At 73.8% G+C, this 17,951-nt stretch carries 14 protein-coding genes; 3 read left to right on the top strand and 11 right to left on the bottom strand.

Going from position 1 to position 17,951, the window contains the following annotated elements; all coding sequences use genetic code 11:
• Positions 1-84: 84 nt before the first annotated feature.
• From RM609_RS19380 to RM609_RS19370, 3 genes are all read left to right on the top strand, one after another.
• A complete protein-coding gene (locus RM609_RS19380) occupies positions 85-3,465 on the top strand; it encodes an ALF repeat-containing protein (protein WP_311612529.1) in 3,381 nt (1,126 codons plus the stop codon).
• An 89-nt stretch (positions 3,466-3,554) separates the two neighbouring features.
• Entirely contained in the window at positions 3,555-3,950 is a 396-nt protein-coding gene (locus tag RM609_RS19375) for a hypothetical protein (protein WP_311612527.1), read from the top strand.
• Between the two features lie 127 nt (positions 3,951-4,077).
• Entirely contained in the window at positions 4,078-4,449 is a 372-nt protein-coding gene (locus RM609_RS19370) for a hypothetical protein (protein ID WP_311612525.1), read from the top strand.
• 51 nt (positions 4,450-4,500) lie between these two features.
• Here RM609_RS19370 and RM609_RS19365 read toward each other — a convergent pair whose 3' ends face one another.
• The 11 genes from RM609_RS19365 to RM609_RS19315 all read right to left on the bottom strand — a co-directional run bounded on the left by RM609_RS19365 (position 4,501) and on the right by RM609_RS19315 (position 17,820).
• Positions 4,501-4,920: a hypothetical protein gene (locus RM609_RS19365; RefSeq protein ID WP_311612524.1), complete on the bottom strand. Its 420-nt coding sequence runs from the start codon at positions 4,918-4,920 to the stop codon at positions 4,501-4,503.
• Between the two features lie 149 nt (positions 4,921-5,069).
• On the bottom strand, positions 5,070-5,444 hold the full coding sequence (locus tag RM609_RS19360; protein WP_311612523.1) for a GntR family transcriptional regulator: 375 nt from the start codon (positions 5,442-5,444) through the stop codon (positions 5,070-5,072).
• 71 nt (positions 5,445-5,515) lie between these two features.
• Complete coding sequence (gene asnB / locus RM609_RS19355; RefSeq protein ID WP_311612515.1) at positions 5,516-7,378, bottom strand: asparagine synthase (glutamine-hydrolyzing); 1,863 nt, start codon at positions 7,376-7,378, stop codon at positions 5,516-5,518.
• Positions 7,379-7,446: 68 nt separating this feature from the next.
• Positions 7,447-8,655: a type III PLP-dependent enzyme gene (locus RM609_RS19350; protein WP_311612513.1), complete on the bottom strand. Its 1,209-nt coding sequence runs from the start codon at positions 8,653-8,655 to the stop codon at positions 7,447-7,449.
• Positions 8,652-10,382 carry an IucA/IucC family protein gene (locus RM609_RS19345; RefSeq protein ID WP_311612511.1) on the bottom strand — a complete coding sequence of 577 codons (1,731 nt, stop codon included), beginning with the start codon at positions 10,380-10,382 and terminating at the stop codon, positions 8,652-8,654. Before RM609_RS19345 ends, RM609_RS19350 begins: the two co-directional genes overlap by 4 nt.
• Positions 10,383-10,426: 44 nt before the next feature.
• Positions 10,427-12,208 carry an IucA/IucC family protein gene (locus RM609_RS19340; RefSeq protein ID WP_311612509.1) on the bottom strand — a complete coding sequence of 594 codons (1,782 nt, stop codon included), beginning with the start codon at positions 12,206-12,208 and terminating at the stop codon, positions 10,427-10,429.
• A complete protein-coding gene (locus RM609_RS19335; RefSeq protein WP_311612715.1) occupies positions 12,208-13,431 on the bottom strand; it encodes an ATP-grasp domain-containing protein in 1,224 nt (407 codons plus the stop codon). The genes RM609_RS19340 and RM609_RS19335 overlap by 1 nt, the downstream gene beginning before the upstream one ends.
• 179 nt (positions 13,432-13,610) lie before the next feature.
• The gene (locus RM609_RS19330; RefSeq protein WP_311612507.1) at positions 13,611-15,152 is read right to left on the bottom strand and encodes a carboxyl transferase domain-containing protein; all 1,542 of its coding nucleotides are present in this window, start codon (positions 15,150-15,152) and stop codon (positions 13,611-13,613) included.
• Between the two features lie 4 nt (positions 15,153-15,156).
• Positions 15,157-15,693 (bottom strand): ribonuclease FAU-1 family protein, encoded by a 537-nt coding sequence (locus tag RM609_RS19325; RefSeq protein ID WP_311612506.1) that lies wholly within the window; start codon positions 15,691-15,693, stop codon positions 15,157-15,159.
• An 84-nt stretch (positions 15,694-15,777) separates the two neighbouring features.
• A complete protein-coding gene (locus tag RM609_RS19320) occupies positions 15,778-16,674 on the bottom strand; it encodes an esterase/lipase family protein (RefSeq protein ID WP_311612505.1) in 897 nt (298 codons plus the stop codon).
• Between the two features lie 174 nt (positions 16,675-16,848).
• Entirely contained in the window at positions 16,849-17,820 is a 972-nt protein-coding gene (locus RM609_RS19315; protein WP_311612503.1) for a DNA polymerase Y family protein, read from the bottom strand.
• Positions 17,821-17,951 lie beyond the last annotated feature (131 nt).

Genomic DNA, 17,951 nt, shown 5'->3' with positions numbered 1-17,951 from the left:
CCGCCCATACGATCACGCCGATGTGGCGGCTCCTGTCGCTTCATGACGGGTTGTTAACCGAACCCGGCGGATTTTTGAGGGGATATGACCAGCAAGAGACCGATAGCACGTCTGCCGCTCACACGGCACGGGCGCAAGAGACTTCTCGCCCTCACCTCCCTGACCCTGGCCGCGACGGTGCTCGGCACCACCGTGGCGTCGGCCGTTCCGGCCGAGCCGGACGGCCCGCCGCTGCCGGCGGACGCGCGGGCGCAGGCGGTCGACGCGTATCGCCTGGGGGGACTGGCGACCAAGGACGCCGCGACGAAGGCGCTGCTGGGTTCGGATACGGACCTTCGCTCCTTCCTTCAGAAGGGGCTCGACCGGGCGACGGCCGAGGACGAGCGGTTCGCCGTCCTGAAGATGCTCAGCTCCTCCGGCAAGGGCGTGCGCGACGCCGCGTCCAAGGCGCTGAGCGGCACCGACTCGGACATCCACGAGTTCGTCAAGAACGGCTACAAGAACCCGTTGGACGACGACCGCCGCGTCGCCGTGCTGACGGCCATGAACAACGGCGAGAAGGCCGTCCGCGACGCGGGCCAGAAGGCCCTCGACGCCGGCTCCGCCGACGCGCTGGACACCTTCCTCACCAAGGGCCGCTTCACGGCCCAGGAGGAGGACGACCGGGTCCAGGTCCTGAAGATCATGCAGGCCGGCGGACCCGAGGTGAAGAAGCTCGGCGACCGGGCCATGCAGGGCACGGCCGACGACCGCCGGGAGTTCCTGGAGCGCGGGCAGTACCTGGCCCGCAGCCGGGACCAGGAGAGCGCCACCGTCTCCGCGCTGGCGCAGGTCGCCGAGCAGGCCGGCAAGCGGGCCAAGGCCGAGACCGACGCGGCCAAGGAGGCCGGCGCGCGGGCCGAGGAGGCCGCTGCGAAGGCCAAGGAGGCCGCGCTCAAGGCCGCCAAGGAGGCCGCCGCCGCCAAGGACAGCCTCGAGGACGCCGGGAACGCCGCCAACCGCGCCGCCCAGGCCGCCGAGGGCGCCGCCGCCGCGGCCCGGACCGCCATCCAGGCGTCCAACACCGCCGTCTCCGCCGCCCGTACGGCCGCGAGCGCCGCCCAGGCCGCCGCATCCGCCGCTGCCGCCGCCGGTCAGGCCGCCTCGCGCGCCTACAACGCCGCCGCCGCTGCCGCGGGCAACGCCGCCGAGGCCGGGAACGCCCGCCGGGCCGCCGAGGCCGCCCGTGACGCGGCCAAGGGCGCCCGTACCGCCGCGTCGGCCGCCGAGTACGCCGCCAACGCCAGCGCCGAGGCCGGGGCCTCCGGTGCCGCCGCCGCCCGCGCCGCGCAGAACGCGGCCGACGCCGCGGCCGCCTCCGCGGACGCGAGCGCCTCCGCCGGTGTGGCCCAGGCGCAGGCCGCCCGGGCCCGCGAGGCCGCCAATGTGGCCCGTAGCGCGGCGAACACGGCGACCGCCGCGGCCGGCCGCGCCCAGTCGCTCGCCTCCCAGGCCGCCTCCGCCGCGCATGACGCGCACGACGCGGCCAACCGCGCCGCCGATCACGCGGAGAAGGCCGCCGCGGCGGCCGACAAGGCAGCGGATGAGGCCGGCAAGGCCCAGGACTGGGCCAACAAGGCCACCGAGCACGCCAACAACGCCATCGAGGCCGCCAAGGACGCGTCCGACGCCGTCACGCAGGCGCAGAAGACCGAGAAGCTCGCCCGCGAGAGCGAGAAGGCGGAGCTCGACGCGAACACCGCGCTCGGCATCGAAGAGGCCAAGGCGGCCGCGAAGGCCGACCAGGACGGCCGCGACTTCGTCACGAAGCTCCAGACCCAGTCGGCCCAGATGGACGACGACACCAAGCAGCTCGTGACGAAGGCCGCCGCCTCCGGCATCGACACCAAGTCCGCCGCGGAGCTCGGCCGCAAGGCCGCCGTCAATCTGCTGGACAACACCGGGTCGTGGACCCGCGCGGCCGCCGAGTCCGCGCTGTCCGGTCCCGACGAGGCCGTCGTCGCCTGGGCGAGGACGGACTTCAAGCAGGCCCAGCGGCAGGACGACCGGGAGAAGGTGCTCGCCCTCTCCACGGTCGGCGGCCCGGCCCTCGCCGACGCCGCCGCCAAGTCGCTCCAGAGCAACGACCCGGACGCCGCGGAGAACTTCCTCGCCAAGGGCGCCTACGACGTCCAGGTCGAGGACTACCGGGTCCAGACCCTCAAGCTCATGAACGGTGCCGGCAAGGCCGTCAAGGACGCCGGCAGCGCCGCGCTGAGCGACGGCAGCGTCAAGGCCCTGTACGCCTTCCTGAGCGTCGGCTACCGCCAGGCCCAGATGGAGGACGACCGCGTCGAGACGCTCCGCGTCATGAGCGGTGGCGCCGCCAACACCCAGGCCGCCGCACAGGTCGCGATGGCCGGCCCCGCCTGGATGCAGCACGACTTCGTGGCCCGCGTCCAGTACCGGTCCGCCCAGAAGGACCAGGACACGGCCACCCACGTCGCGTCCGTCCAGGCGCTGATCGCCAAGGCCGCGAGCGCGGCGGCGGACGCCAACGACAACGCCTACACGGCGTCCAAGGTCGCCGCCAACGCCCGGAACAAGGCCAATGAGGCCGCCGACTGGGCCGACAAGGCGAAGAAGTCGGCCGCGGAGGCCAACGACTACGCCCAGCAGGCCCGTGACAAGGCCAAGGAGGCCGACACCTCGGCCGCCGCCGCGGCCGCGTCCGCAGAGAAGGCCAAGAACGCCGCCGCGACCGCGCGCCAGGCCAGCCGCCAGGCCAACTACTCGGCCACCCAGGCCGAGAACTCCGCCGCCGCCGCGGTGGACTCCGCGGCCAACGCCAAGGCCTCGGCCGCCAGCGCGGGCCAGTCCGCCACCCAGGCCGGTCAGGACGCCGCCGCGGCGTCCAAGGCCGCGACCGAGGCGAAGAACGTCGCCATCGAGAAGCGCCGGCAGGAGCAGGCCGCCGAAGCCGCCCGTGCGGCGGAGCAGGCCCGGGAGAACGCCAAGAAGGGCACCAACCCCTCCGACGACCCCAAGTACGACCAGCACGGCTCCTCCACCGCGCCGACCAGCGACGGCAAGAACGCCGGCGACAAGGGCGACGACGGCAAGGGCTGGGCGCGCAGCGGGGCGAAGTGGCTGAACCGCGCGAGCACGGTCCTGGGGACGGCGGCCGCGATCTCGGCCTTCATCCCGGGCGCCGACGTCGTCGTCACGCCCGTCCTCGGAGCGGCGTCGATGATCGCCGGTGGCATCAGCGCCGGGCTGTCCTGGTACGCGGACGGCTTCGGCAACTCGAACATGATCAGCGCGGTGACCGGTATGGCACTGGGCGGGATCGGCAACCTCGCCAGCGCCGGTCTCAAGCTGGGTGTCCCGGTCATCAAGGGCATCACCCAGTTCACCAAGGTGGAGCGCGCGGTGAACGCCGTACAGCAGGCGATCTCCCCGGTCGTCGGCTGGTTCACTTGGTAGCCTGACCGGCCTCCGGCGGAACGATCCGACTGAAGAGAACAGCTGTGGGGCCCGGCTCTCGCCGGGCCCCACAGAGTCAAGGAAGAGTCATGCCCCAGCCTCCCGTCATACCCCTGACCGCCTGGTGGGCCGTCGCCGTCGCGGCGACGTTCGCGTTCCTGGCCTTCTTCGTCCCGCTCATGCCGAACCGGCGGTACCGGATCCGGATCGCCCTCGCCCCGTTCGCCGCGGTCCTGCTCGTGGCGGTGAGCGCCCTGGTCAAGCACCACAGCGCGGAGGTCTCCCTGCCGCTCTACACGGCGGCCATCATCGGCTTTCCCCTCGGCTTCCTGGGACGCCGCGCGGAGCTCCGGGAGAAGGCCCGGTACGCGGCGGAGCACGGCAGCAGCCCGGACAACGCCCTGTCCAAGGGCGCCCAGCTCCAGGCCGTCACCGTGATCATCGTGGTGGCCCTGATCGGCTCCTGGCTCTCGATGGTGGACTAGGCGGACTAGGCAGTCACGGTGAATACGGTGGTCGGAGAGGGTGACCGCGCCCTCCTTGCGCTTGGCCCGCACCGGCGCTCCCGGTAGGGAGTGGGATTTACCAGCCGCCGAGGGTCAGGACCACACAGTGAAGAGCATCAGTCGCACGAGAATGGCGATCGCGGGCCTGTTCGGCCTGCTTCTGGCCGGGGGCGGGGCATCGCCCGCCATGGCCTGGGGCGGCGACGGGCCGTTCGACGCGAGCGGCGACACGTTCGTCCGCTTCCACGCCGGATTCAGCTGCGAGGGCCGGGCTGCCCGGTCCTGTGTCAACGGCCCTGTAAACAGCGGCAACAGCAGCAACTCGCAGAACGTCCGGATCACCGGAAACCCCAGTGACAGCGGCAGCCCCGTGGACAACAGCGGTTCCGTGAACTCCGGCTCTTCCGGCACGGGTGCCGCGTCGGGCAGTTCCAACCACCAGAAGCAGCTCGGCAAGGGCAGCGAGCTCCACATCTGAGCCGGCGGCCCGGCGGACCGGGCCGGACGGCAGCGTCCGGCCCGGATCCCCCTACGGGAGGATGATCGGGTGGGCGCTGGAGATGTCGTTGCCGCTGTTGCTCTGCGCCCCCTTGACGTCGTTGAGGCTGTTGGTGGAGCCGGCGGCGGTCTCGATGTTCCCGCTGTCCACGGGGTTTCCGTGGTTGATGAAGTTGTTGCTGTTCTCGCTGTTACCGCTCTGGACCGGACCGTTGACGCAAGGGTGCGGCGACCGGGACACCGGCGAGTTGTAGTGGAAGTCGGCAAGCCGGTTGTTGCACACCACACCGGAGACCGTCTCGGCCACGGTGCCGAGGTCGGCGCCCGCCACGGCGGACAGCAGCGAGCCCGGAGCGGTCTGGGTCTGCGCCTCCGCGCTGCCGCAACCGGTGCCGGACAGCACCAGACCACAGGTCCCGGCGAGGGTCACCACCCGCACGAGTCTTCTCACGACGCTCCTTGCCTGGTCCGTCCGTTGTTCCCGGGACGTATCGTGCTGCGGTTGTCCCTCATGGTCCCGGCGAACCACAGAAGGCCGGGGGCTCGCGGGCCATATTCAGCCGGATGGCCCACAGCCGGCGGGGCACGGCCGGCCCGGGCTCAGTCCCCGTACACCGCCCGGAGCGCGTCGCTCGCCGCCGCCAGCGCCGCGTCGTGGTCCAGGCCCAGCCGGTGGGCCCGCTGGGCGAAGGCGACCGCCGCCGCGGCCGCCTCGCGGGCGGCCGTGTCCCCGGGGGCGGCGATGAACGTGCCGTTGCGCCCCCGGGTCTCGATGACCCCGTCCGCCTCCAGCGCCCGGTACGCCTTGGCGACCGTGTTCGCGGCCAGGCCCAGCTCCTCGGCGAAGCCGCGGACGGTCGGCAGCTTGTAGCCGACCGGGAGCTCCCCCGCGCGGGCACGCTCGGCGATGCCGGCCCGGATCTGCTCGTACGGAGGCTCGGCGGCATCCTGGTCGACGGTCATCTGCAAGGCCACGGTGGGACTCCTGGTGAGAACTACGGTGGGTCCATTGTGCGTCAGCCGGGCCCGCCGTGGCCGCAGGCCCGCTAGAGGCGCAGTTCGGTGCCGTACTCGGTGAGCCAGGTGTTGAGGTTGAGGACCACTTCGGTGGCGGTCCTGAACGATTCCCCCGCGCGCTCGTCCAGGGCCTCGGCGACGGTGGGGGCGTCGAGCAGCGGGCGGATGGGCGCGTCCTTGTCGGCCAGGAGGTCGCCGAGCGCGGTGCGCAGGGCGTCGGCGTAGCGGGGGTCCTGGGTGCTGGGATAGGGGCTCTTGACGCGGTCGGCGACGGCGTCCGGCAGCAGGTCGCGGGTGGCGGCGCGCAGCAGGGACTTCTCGCGGCTGTCGAAGGTCTTCATGGCCCAGGGGGTGTTGAAGACGTACTCGACGAGCCGGTGGTCGCAGAAGGGGACGCGCACCTCCAGGCCGACGGCCATGCTGGCCCGGTCCTTGCGGTCGAGCAGGAGCTGGACGAAGCGGGTGAGGTGGAGGTAGCCGATCTCGCGCATCCGGCGTTCGAGTCCGCTCTCGCCGGGCAGGCGGGGCACTTCGGCGAGGGCCTCGTGGTAGCGCTGCCGCTCGTGGCCGGGCAGGTCGACCTTGGCGAGGAGGCCCTTGTCGAGGAGCGCGGTGCGGCCGCCGCTGGCGGGGCCGGAGAACTGGTCGGCGATGCCCGCGGCGAGCCAGGGGAAGGTGTCGGCCTGTACGCACTCGGGGTCGTGGAACCAGCGGTAGCCGCCGAAGACCTCGTCCGCGGACTCCCCGGACAGCGCGACCGTGGACTGTTCGCGGATGGCCTTGAAGAGGAGGTAGAGCGAGACGTCCCCGTCGCCGAAGCCGGCGGTGGGCAGGTCGCGGGCCTTCAGTATGGCGTCGCGGTTGGCGCGGTCCATCAGCGCGGCCGTGTCGAGGACGATGTCGCTGTGGTCGGAGCGGACGTGCTCGGCGAGGGCGTGGGCGTAGGGGCCGTCGGGGGTGGGCCGCAGCAGGTCGGCCTTGAAGTTCTCGGTGTGGCCGGTGAAGTCCACGGAGAAGGAGCGCACCGGGCCGCGCCCGGCCTCCGCCAGTCCCCCGGCCGCGAGGGCGGTGATGGCGGAGGAGTCGAGTCCGCCGGAGAGCAGGGTGCACAGCGGCACGTCGGCGATGAGCTGGCGGGCGACGATGTCGTCGAGCAGCTCGCGTACGCGCCGGACGGTGGTGGCGGTGTCGTCGGTGTGCTCCCGGGCTTCCAGCCCCCAGTAGCGGCGGACGGTCAGGCCCTGGCGGCGGATCCGCGCGGTGTGGCCGGGGCGCAGTTCGTACATGTCGTGGTAGCCGGCGTGGCCGGGGGTCTTGGTGAAGGCCAGCATCTCGGCGAGGTCGTCGGCGTCGACGACGGGCCGGACGGCGGGGTGGGCGAGGATGGCCTTGGGCTCGGAGCCGAAGAGCACGCCGTCGGGGGTGGGGTGGTAGTAGAGCGGCTTGATGCCCATGCGGTCGCGGACCAGGAGGAGTTCCTCGGTGCGGGGGTCCCACAGGGCGAAGGCGTACATGCCGTTGAGGCGCTCGGTGAAGGCCTCGCCCCATTCGAGGTAGGCGTGGAGCACGACCTCGGTGTCGCTGCTGGTGCGGAATATATGGCCGTGGCTCTCCAACTGGGCGCGTAATTCGCGGTAGTTGTATACCTCGCCGCTGTAGGTGAGGGCGAGCAGGGCGCGGCCGCCCTCCTGGACGAGCATGGGCTGCTTGCCGCCCTCGATGTCGATGACGGCGAGGCGGCGGTGGCCCAGGGCGGCGTGGGTGTCCAGCCAGACGCCTCCGGCGTCGGGGCCGCGGCAGGCCATGGTCCGGGTCATGGCGTCGAGGGTGGCGGAGGCGTGGGGGGTGGTGAGGTCCTGGTCGTAGGAGATCCATCCGGTGATGCCGCACATGTACGGGTACCCCTTTCGCTGGATGCGAGAGTTGATGTATCCGGCAACTATGGCTGGTAAACCTGGTGTTACACGGTGCGGCGGCCCGGCCGGGAGACGTAGTGGAACGTGGGCGCCGGGTGCATCAGGAAGTCGTGGTGCGAGATGTTCCACGCGTACGCCCCCGCCATGGCGAAGGCGATACGGTCGCCCGCCCGCACTTCCGTCACCGGGATCCCGGTCGCCAGGGTGTCCTTGGGGGTGCAGAGCTGGCCGGTGAGGGTGACCGGTTCGTTCCGGGCGGCCGGGCGGGGCCAGGGGCGGGGCCACTCCTCGACGGGCAGGACGGTGAAGGGGTGGTCGTGGCCCTTGGCTGCGGGGGTGCGCATGTGGTGGGTGCCCCCGCGCAGCACGGCGAAGGCCTCGCCGTGGCTGTGCTTGACGTCGAGGACGTCGGTCACGTACCAGCCCGCGTACGCCGTCATCGACCGGCCCGGCTCTATGCGCAGGGTCACGCCGGGGTGGCGCGCGGCCAGTTCGCCCAGGCCCTGTCCGTAGGCGGACCAGTCGAAGCGGGTGTGCGGCCCGGCGTAGTCGACGGCCATGCCACCACCCACGTTGATCTCCATCGGGCCGAGGCCGTGCCGGTCGCCGAACTCCCGCGCCCAGGAGGTGACCCCGGCGGCCACGGCCAGCTGGGCGGCGGCGTCCAGGCCGCTGGCCAGGTGGGCGTGGACGCCGAGCAGCCGCAGCGGACCGCCGCGTGTCAGGGGCGGGCACGCCTCGGCCCGGCGCGGGTCGAGGCCGAAGGGGCTGGGGCGGCCGCCCATGGCCAGCGCCGCCCCGCCCAGGCCGCCGTCGGCGACGGGGAGGTTGACCCGCAGCAGTACGCCCACGGGCGCCCGCCGGGGGTGTTCGTCCGCGAGGGCGGCGAGCAGCCGCAGTTCATGCTCGCTCTCCACGTGGAAGCGCTCGACGCCCAGGCCGAGGGCGAGCCGCAGCTCGGCCTCGGTCTTGCCGGGGCCGCCGAAGGCGAGCGGCCGGCCGGGCACGGCGGCGTGGACGTGGGCGAGTTCGCCGCCGGAGGAGACCTCGTAGCCGGTCACGTGCGGGGCGAGGGCGCGGAGGATCGCGGGGTCGGGGTTGGCCTTGGCCGCGTAGTACAGCTCGACGGCGGGCGGCAGGGCTTCGCGTACGGCGTGGGCGTGCTCGTCGAGGGCGGTCAGGTCGTATACGTAGGCGGGCAGTGCGGCCGTCGGCAGGGCGCGGACGTGGTCGGCGACGCGGGGGGTGATCACAGCGGGCCGCCCCAGGGGCCGGGCTCGGACACGGCGGCCAGGACGTCCGACACCAGGGGCGAGCCGATGCGGACGTATCCGGCGTACCGGTCGGCCTTGCGTTCCCAGCGGGTCAGCAGGTTGGCCTTGGCGGGCAGTGCCGCCCCGGTGACCAGGGCGCGCAGCTCCGGCGGGTCGCCGTGGGCGGCGGCCCGGCGGGCCAGGACCCGGCGCACGGCGGACCACAGGGCGGGTTCCAGATGGGGGTGGCGGTCGGCGAGGGCGGCCAGTATCTCGGCGAGGTGGTTGACGAGCAGGCAGTAGACGACGCGGTCCCAGCCGCGTTCGCGGTCGTACGTCATGGGCCGGGCGACCGTCGGGTCGAGCGCGGCGAGGGCCGCCGCGTGGTGCTCGGGGAGGAGTTTGGTGCCCTCCAGGTCGCGGAGCAGGACCTGCCGGGGCATGCCGTCGTCGTCGACGCCGACGACGACGTTCTGGAGGTGGGGTTCCAGGACGACGCCGTGGTCGAAGTAGGCGGCCAGCACCGGGGGGACGAGCAGGCCGAGGTAGGCGTCCCACCAGGCCAGGGCGGCTTCGGGGCCGCCGCCGGCCAGCAGCCGGGAGACCTGGGCGCCGCTGGTGGGGTACTCGTCGGCGACGGCGGCGGCCAGCAGGGCGGTCAGGCCGGGCGCGAGCCGGGCGGCCAGGCCCTCGCGGACGATGACGCCGAAGCCCTCGGCGAGCTCGCGGCTGCCCAGGTCGAGGGTGCGATAGGCGGGTTCGCGCAGCAGCGCGGCGCCGGGGAAGCGGGCGGCGAGGGCGGTGGCGACGGGCTCCAGGATCCGGGTCAGGGCGACGGCTCCGGTCAGCTCGTACTCGGCGTTCTTGCGCAGGCAGTTGGTGATGCGGATGTTCAGGCTGAACTTCAGGAAGTCCGTGCCGTCGTAGAGGGTGCGCACCGAGGCGGTGGCGGCGAAGTCGGCGCCGCGCGGGCCGAGGTCGAGGACGTCGCCGCGGGCGAGGGCCGCGCGCAGGACGGGGTGGCCGGCGAGCATGCCGTACTGCCAGGGGTGCGCGGGCAGCAGCGCGTACCCGTCGGGGACGGCGCCCTGCCGGTCGAGGGCGGTGAGGGCGCCGCCCGGCAGGCAGTCCTCGCGGACGTGCTCCCGGCGCACGGCCAGGTGGCGCAGGGGGAAACGGGCGCGGGCCTCGGGGGCGTAGCGGGCCCAGTCCTCGGGGGTGCCGGTGCGGGCCTTGGGGGTGGGGTGGAAGCGGTGGCCGAAGAGGAGCGACTGCTCGGAGTCCAGATAGCGGTCGGCGGGAGCGTCGGGGGCGGCCCGCCAGGCGGCCAGGGCGGCGGTGACGCCGGCGTGACCGGCGGCGACCTGGTCGAGGAACTCGTCGTTGCGGACGCCGGTGCGCAGGGAGAGCTCGCGGTGGACGCGCTCGGCGAGGGTCCGCCAGGGCAGTTCGGCCCAGCCGTCCGCGCGCTGCTCCGCGACCGGTCCGGTGAAGCGGTGGGCGCCGATCAGGGAGACGCGGCGGAGCCGGACCCGGAGCAGGATGCCGGTGCGGGGCAGTCGCAGCAGCAGGTGCCCGTCGGTGACGGCGGTCCGGTGCTCGGGGCCGGAGACCTCGCGGAGCAGGCAGTTCAGGAGGGTGTGGGCGACGACGTCGTCGGGGGTGGGCACTCCGTTCCGCGCTGAAGGACGGGAGGAGAGGGGGGAGGCAGAGGGGGCTGAGGACATGTCAGCGACTCCAGCGGAGGAGGGAGGCATGTTTGGCGGCGCGGTCATCCGGCGGCTCCGCGCAGGTAGTTGGGGCCGTCGACGTAGTGTTTGTTGATGTCGGCGGCTCCGGAGCGCTCCTTGGTGAGCAGGGTCCCGGCGGTGATCATGGCTTTGACGGGCAGCCGGTCGGCGTCGAGGATCCGGGAGCGCAGCACGGCGGCGGGTCCGGGTGCGAGCCGGTCCAGTGCCCCGGTGAGCCGGTCGCGCAGCAGCCGCAGCCACTCCCGTGGTGTCCCCCGGCCCAGGCGGGCGAGCTCGAAGGCGAGGGCGCCCGCGCACAGGTGGACGGTGATGGTGGCGAAGACGTCGGCGACGGGTCCGTCACCGCCCACGAGGATGCGCCGGTCGTCGAAGCCGAGCAGGCCGGCGGCGCGGCCGCCGAGGCGGGCGGCGAGCCGTGCGGGGTGGACGCGGGGGCTGTCGTTGTCCTTCAGCAGCAGCCGCATCCGGGTGCGTCCGCCGGTCTCGTCGAGGACCAGGGAGGTGTTCTGCTGGTGGGACTCCAGGGCCGTGCCGTAGGAGAAGAGGGTGGTGTGCCAGTCCAGGAGGAGCGTCAGATAGGCGTCGATCAGGGCGGGGAGCGAGCCGCCGTAGTAGCGCTCGGCCAGGATGTCGGCGACCGGCCGCCCGTCGGGGGCGGGGGCGAGCAGCCCGGCGACGGTGACCACGTGGGAGCGGTGGAGCCCGGCCGGGTGGCGGCGGACCATGGCGGTCAGGAGTTCATGGCCGGCCGCGAGGTGGGTGCGTTCGTCGGCGAGCAGCACGGCGCCTGCGAAGCGCGGCTCGGCGGCGATGATCGCCTCCAGCAGCCGCTGGCCGGCCGCGCCGTCGACGAGGCTGCCGGGTGTGATGGTGCGCCGGTTGCGCCGGCCCAGGGTGGCGGTGACGAGCGGGAGTTTGAGGTGGGTCGCGGGGTCGCCGGTGACGGCGACGGTCCGGGTGGACAGCGTCGGGGTCGCCTCCAGCCAGGGCCGCTCGGCGAGCCGGGCGGTGCCCGTCAGACCGGTGGCGGCGAGGGCGGCGGCGAGCGGGGCGCCGGCGGTGAGGGGGTGGACGGGCAGCGCCAGGTGGGTGGCGTCCAGTCGGGGCAGGCCGAGCGCGGCGGGGGTGGGCCACCAGGGGGGCAGCGCGGACCGGTCGCCGGTGACGGCCCCGCGCGGCAGGGCGAGCCAGCGCAGCGCGAAGGAAGGGTGGAACTCGGGGGCGTACGCGCGTAATTCGGTCTCGGTGAGGCCGGCGCGGGCGTGCCCGGTGGGGTAGACGGGGTGCTCGCGGAAGGCGGCCAGGGTGTCGAAGGCGAGGGAGCCGCGCGGTCCGGTCCAGCCGGCGGGGGCGGGCCCGTGGGCGGCGGTCAGCCGGGCGAGGACGTCCTGACGGACCCGGCCGTGCAGCCGCATCGCGGCCAGCGCCTCGTCGCACTCGGCGAGGAACGCGTCGAAGCCCGCCCGGTCCTCGGGGGCGGCGGCCCCGCGCAGCCGGGCGAGGGCGGGGCGCAGGCCCCGCACCGGGCCGCCGGGGGTGAGCAGGAGGGGCTCACGGGCCCGGACCTCGCACTGGAAGCCGTCGGGGCCGACCGGAAGCAGCAGCGGCTCCCCCGCGACAGGCAGGCGGAGCCAGTCCCCGTCGGGGCGGGTCTCGGGGACGGCGCCGGAGCGCAGCCGGTAGGCGTCCTCGCGCAGCAGGGCGCTGAGCACCCGGGTCAGGAGCTCGTCCTCCAGCGCGTCGGGCGCGGGGACGGGCGGGGCCGCGGGCGCGGACGCACCGGCGGTCAAAGGCGCGCTCATCAGCCGATCTCCCATCGCCGGGCGGCCAGGAATTCCGCGACGGTGCGGTCGATCCGGTCCTGGTCGGTACCGGTCGCCCGCAATACACCCAGGTAGTCGCGGTTCGTTCGGTAATGCGGGTGTTTCTCGCCGGGCTCGCGCAGCGGCCGGTAGACCAGCCGTACGCCGTTCCGCTCGGTGTCGCTCGCCCCGGGCGCGGCCGTGAGGGTGCCTCCGCGTTCGGCGCACACATACTCGATACGTACCCGGCCGTCGGCGCGCGCACCGAGTTCGGCGGGGAGCGGCTCGCCGAGGTGGGTGCGCAGGACGTGTTCGAAGAGGGGGAAGTCCAGGGCCTGGGCGAGGGCGAGGTCGCACCGGTCGCCGATGGCGCGGTAGTTGACCTCGATGATGCGGGCGCGGTCGCTCTGGGCGACGTATTCGGTGTGGCAGACGCCGAATCCGATGCCGAGGGCCGTCAGCTGGGCGAGGACCTGGTCGCTGTGGGGGCGGGGCGGGGCGGGGAGGAGGTCGAGGCGTTCCTCGACGAAGTGGGGCAGGGGGGAGAGCGTGGTGCGGAAGGCGGCGTAGGCGTGGAGGGCGGTGCCGTCGCCGAGGGTCTCCAGGGTGTGCAGCGGCCCGGGCAGGTACTCCTCGACGACGAGCGCCTCGCCGGGGCGGTGCGCCCGGATCTCCCGGCAGCGGTCGGCGAGTTCGCGGGCGTCGCGGGCGAGGACGACGTCCTCGCTGGCCACGCCCTCGCGGGGTTTGAGCACACAGGGGTAGGGCACTTCCGCCGCCCCGGCCAGGGCGACCGGGTCGGCGTCCGGGGGGAGTTCGGCGGAGCGGACGGTGTCCAGGCCGCTCGCGGCCAGCGCCCGGCGCAGCTGGGCCTTGTTCTTGGCGGTGAACGCGGCGCGCCAGTCCTTGCCGGGCAGGCCGAGGTAGTCGGCGGCCAGGGCGGCCTGGGTCTGGAGGTGGTCGCTGTTGGTGAAGACGGCGTCGGGCCTACCGAGGCCACAGGCGGCGCCTATGACCTCGCGGAAGTCGCGTACGTCGCAGGGGACGACGTCGAGCGGGGGCAGCGCCTCGCCGCCCCGGGCCGTGTGACGCGCGTAGGCGTGCCGGTGGGCGTCGGGCCGGTCGGTCAGGAGGGTGACGGTCAGGCCCAGCCGGGCGGCGGCGGGCAGGAATCCCTCGGTGACGGAGTCGGTCGGGTTGAGCGCGAGCAGGTGCAGCCGCACGGTGGCACCTTTCGTCGGGGCGGGGCGGGCGGGAGGACGGGGGCCCTCCGGGAAGCGGAGGGCCTCGCGTGCCGCCGGCGGACGGCCGGTGCCGATCTCCTTCACGGAGAGGACATTAGGTTAGGCAAACCTAAGCTTGTCAATTCCCCCTGGGTGTACGCCCTCGACGACCGGCCTCCTTACGGGGCGACGCCGCCCGGCGCACCGAGGCGCCGGTAGCGCGAACGACGTGCCGTACGCCGTTCCTGCTGATCACGCGCCGTGAGAGCAGCCATCTCCGCTCCGATCACCCGGCCGAGAGTCACGAGGAAGTCCCCGTCCCCGGAGGCCTCCCCCTCTGTTTCCTCCTCTACGATGCGGTCCACGATCCCGTTCGCCAAGAGGTCGGCGGAGCGCACGCCCTGCCGCCCGGCGATCTCGTACGCCCGGTCCGTGGTCCGGTAGAGGATCGCCGAGGCGCCCTCGGGCGGCAGCGGGGAGAGCCAGGCGTGCCGGGCCGCCACCACCCGGTCCGCCGGCAGCAGGGCGAGGGCCGCGCCGCCGGCCCCCTGGCCCAGCAGCAGGCACAGCGTCGGCGCGGGCAGGTTCACCAGGTCGGCGAGGCAGCGGGCGATCTCCCCGGCGAGCCCGCCCTCCTCCGCCTCGCGGGAGAGCGCGGCCCCCGCGGTGTCCACCACCGTCAGCAGTGGAAGGTCCAGCTCCGCCGCGATCCGCATGCCCCGCCGGGCGGCCCGCAGCCCGGCCGGCCCGAGCGCCTGCCCCGTGTTCCGCTCGGGGTGGCTGCCCCGGTCGTGGCCGAGGACCACGCACGGGGTCCCGTCGACGCGGGCCAGCGCCAGCAGCAGCCCCGGGTCCCGCTCCCCCGCGCCCGTGCCGCTGAGCAGGGTGACGTCGGTGGCGGCCGCCCGCAGGAACTCCCGTACACCGGGCCGCCCGGGGCGGCGGGAAGCGCGGATGGACTCCTCGGCGGAAGGCACGACGGCCGGGGCGGTCGGCTCCGGAACAGCACCCTCCGGTGTGGTGCCGGCGGTCCCGTCGCACAGCACCGACAACGCCCGCGCCGCGACCTCCGACAGGCTCCCGGCCGGGAGCACCGCGTCCACCAGCCCGTTCGCCAGCAGGTTCTCGGCGACCTGGACGCCCGGTGGGAACTCCTCGCCGTACAGCGCCTCGTGGACGCGCGGGCCCAGGAAGCCGATGAGGGCGCCCGGTTCGGCGGCGGTGAGATGGCCGAGCGAGCCCCAGGAGGCCAGCACCCCACCGGTCGTGGGGTGCCGCAGATAGACGAGATAGGGCAGCCCGGCGGCCTTGTGGTCGGTGATCGCGGCGGCGACCTTCACCATCTGGAGGAAGGCGATCGTGCCCTCCTGCATCCGGGTGCCGCCCGAGGCCGGCGCCGCCAGCAGCGGCAGCCCCTCCGCCGTCGCCCGCTCCACGGCCCGGACCAGCCGCTCCCCCGCGTCGACGCCGATCGACCCGCCGAGGAAGCGGAACTCACAGGCCACCAGCGCCACTCGGCGACCGCGCACCAGCCCCTCGCCGGTGACGACGGACTCGTCGAGCCCGGTCCGCTCCCGCGCGGCCAGGAGGTCGGCGCGGTAGTCGGCGTCCGGCGTGGACAGCGGGACGGGCCGGTCCCAACTGCGCCAGCTGCCGGGGTCGACGACGGCCAGGATGAGGTCGAGGGCGGGGACGGGGGCGGGTCTGCTGTGCTCGGTCATGGCCTCACCCTGCCACGACACCCCCCAGCAGGTCTGTGAGCGATCCCGCGCGGGCCAGTTCCTCCAGGGCGTCGAGCGCCCGCCGCGCGGCGTCGGCGGCGGCCGGGTCTCGCGCCTCCAGGCCGCTCGCGGCGAACTCGTCCTCGTCCAGCCGGAGAACGGCCGAGCCGTCCGCCGCGACCCACAGGTCGAGGTCCAGGTCCTCGACGACCGGACCCCCGGCCCCGGTGACGGCGGGACGGGCGATGTCGCAGTACCAGCCCTTGAGCGAGCCGGCCGCGCTCCGCACCTCCTTGACGGAGTACCAGCGGTCGCGCCAGTAGTGCTCGGTGAACACGTCGCCCGCCTCGAAGCGGACGAAGCCGAAGTCCCGGTCCGACGCCCCCGCCCAGGCCGCCCGGACGACGACGCGCACGCCGTCCTCGTATACGACGGTGGCGGGGTAACGCACCTTGGTCCGGCCCGCCTTCACCAGGGCGACGGTCACCTCGTCGCCCACGGTGTACGTCTCGTTGTGCGTCTCGCTGTACGTCTCGTTCACAGCATCCACCCGCTTCACGCCTCGCCTGATCGGTCGGCCGCAGCCTCTCCCGCGACGAGGTGTGAAGCGAGCGAATATTTCCCGTCAGCCGATCATCGACGCGCAGGTCGCCGGGGTTGCGTGCTCCGGGTCGAGGGCGTTGGTGGCCTCGTGGAAGGCGACGCGGTCGATGGTGCCGAGCGTCAGGTGCATGGAGATGTCGACCGGGCAGAGGTCCTGCACCAGCACGTTGCGGACGCCGGGACCGTCGAGGAACCCGGACCGGTAGGGGGTGACGACCTCGTCGTAGCGGGTCGCGATGACGGTGTAGCGGACACCGGGGACGGTGTCGCCGCCCTCGTTGAGCTTCTTCATGAAGTCCGAGCCGACGACCTGGTCGGTCAGGCCGGGGGCGGTACCGGTGATGATCTTCCGGGCGCCCGGGACGACGTCCAGGAGCTTGGCGATCCCGGACAGGGTGGTGCCGTGGTTGTTGGGCGCGATGCCGACGAGGGCGTTGACCTTGGGGGCGCCGCCCAGGAACTTCAGGTAGTAGCGGGGCAGCATCCCGCCCTGCGAGTGGCCGACGATGTCGACCTTGGACGCGCCGGTCGTCGCCAGCACCTTGTCGACGTACCGCGCCAGCTCCCCGGCGGACTTCTCGGCCGGGCCCAGGCCGTACATACCGGGGATGCCGGGGATCTTGCCGTAGTCGAAGGAGAAGACGCAGTATCCGCGCGCGGTCAGATAGGGCGCGAAGGACCACCAGTTGTTGGTGCCGTTCTCCAGGGTGCCGTGGACGAGGACGACGGGGCGCGGGTGGGCGGCGGAGGGCCTGCACGAGTCGTCGTTCCAGCCGCTGCTGACGGTGGAGGCGGCCGCCGGGGACGCGGAGGCCGTGGCGGCGGACGCGACGGTGGGTGTCGCGACCGCGGCCACGGCCAGTCCGAGGGCGGGCAGCAGGGATCTGACGGATCTCCAGATGCTGCGACGCTGCTTCATCCGAACTCCTCGCGAAATGGGGGGTGGGTACGCCGAACAGCGCCGGCAACAGCTGTTACGGGCGCGTGAAAAAGTCGTTAACTTACTTGCGGGTAGATTGCGGGCGATCTTTGCTTGCGTCAAGCAAAATCACAAAGATCGCGATGACTTGGTCAAATCACGGCGGACTCCGGGTTACGCCACGTCCAGGGCCGCGGCGGGGCCCACCACCCCCGGGCCGAACAGCGCCCGCGCCCGGTCGACCACGGCCTCGACGCGCCGCGCCTTCTCGTCGGCGGGGTCGAACGACAACTGGTGCGCGGCGGCACGGCCGTCGCGCAGTCGCTCCGCGCGCAGCGCCACGGACCGCACCCTGGCCCGCTGGAGGGCGAGCGCGGTGTGCAGCGCGTACGCCGCGGCGATCAGGTCGGGTGAGTGCGCGGTCGGTTCGGCGAAGGACTTGGCGCGGGTGCTCGACGAGCCGTCCGCGTAGCGGACGGTGAGCTTCAGCCCCTGGGCGACCTGGCCGCTCCCCCGCAGCCGGGCGCCCAGCCCGTCGGCGAGCGCGAGCAGCGCGCGGCGCCGGTGGCCGGGGTCCAGCTCGTCGGTGGCGAAGCGGTGCTCCGCCCCCATCGACCGCGCCCGGGCGTCCGGGGTCACGGGTGTCGGGTCGATACCGCACGCCCGCTCGTGGACCCGCCGCCCGGCGGCCGCGCCGAGGATCCGCTCCAGGGTGGTGAGCGGCGCCTCGGCGACCCGGCCGACGCTGTCGAGCCCGTACGCGCAGAGGGCACGGGCGGTGGCGGGCCCCACACCGGGCAGCGCGGCGACCGGCTTGCGGGCCATGAAGGCGGCGACGGCGTCCGGTCCGCCGGAGAGAGCGCGGACCGCGCCGGGCGGCCCGTCCCGCGCGACCATCCGCGCGAGCGTGGGGTTGCCCGCGATGCCGACGGTGCAGTCGGCTCCGTACCGCGCCAGCGCGCGCACCCGCAGCAGCGTGGCCAGCTCGGCCGGATCTCGCCCGAAGTAGCGGCATGCTCCGCGGATGTCCATGAGCGCGGCGTCGGGAGGCAGTGCCTCCACAACGGGGGTCACCTCGGCGAGGAGGGCGAGGAGGCCGTCGTAGGTCTCCTCCGTGAGGGCGCCTTCGCGCGAGTGGAAGTGCACGTACAGGACGGTTGTCGGGTCGGTGCGGCCCGGTGGTCCGGTTGTGCCCACCCGTTCCGCCCTGCGGAACGATTGCCCACAACCTGGCGGGGGTCCGGGGGCGGAGCCCCCGGTTCCGGGAAGGGGCGGGA

This window comes from Streptomyces hesseae, assembly GCF_031845785.1.
GTDB lineage: Bacteria > Actinomycetota > Actinomycetes > Streptomycetales > Streptomycetaceae > Streptomyces > Streptomyces hesseae.
The sequence above is the reverse complement of the archived record's forward strand: the minus strand, read 5'-3'. Positions and strand labels throughout refer to the sequence as shown.

Coding starts and splice junctions, on each gene's coding strand:
- RM609_RS19380 (WP_311612529.1), top strand. CDS start 85: ATGACCAGCAAGAGACCGATAGCACGTCTGCCGCTCACACGGCACGGG.
- RM609_RS19375 (WP_311612527.1), top strand. CDS start 3,555: ATGCCCCAGCCTCCCGTCATACCCCTGACCGCCTGGTGGGCCGTCGCC.
- asnB (WP_311612515.1), bottom strand. CDS start 7,378: ATGTGCGGCATCACCGGATGGATCTCCTACGACCAGGACCTCACCACC.
- RM609_RS19345 (WP_311612511.1), bottom strand. CDS start 10,382: ATGTCCTCAGCCCCCTCTGCCTCCCCCCTCTCCTCCCGTCCTTCAGCG.
- RM609_RS19340 (WP_311612509.1), bottom strand. CDS start 12,208: ATGAGCGCGCCTTTGACCGCCGGTGCGTCCGCGCCCGCGGCCCCGCCC.
- RM609_RS19330 (WP_311612507.1), bottom strand. CDS start 15,152: ATGACCGAGCACAGCAGACCCGCCCCCGTCCCCGCCCTCGACCTCATC.
- RM609_RS19320 (WP_311612505.1), bottom strand. CDS start 16,674: ATGAAGCAGCGTCGCAGCATCTGGAGATCCGTCAGATCCCTGCTGCCC.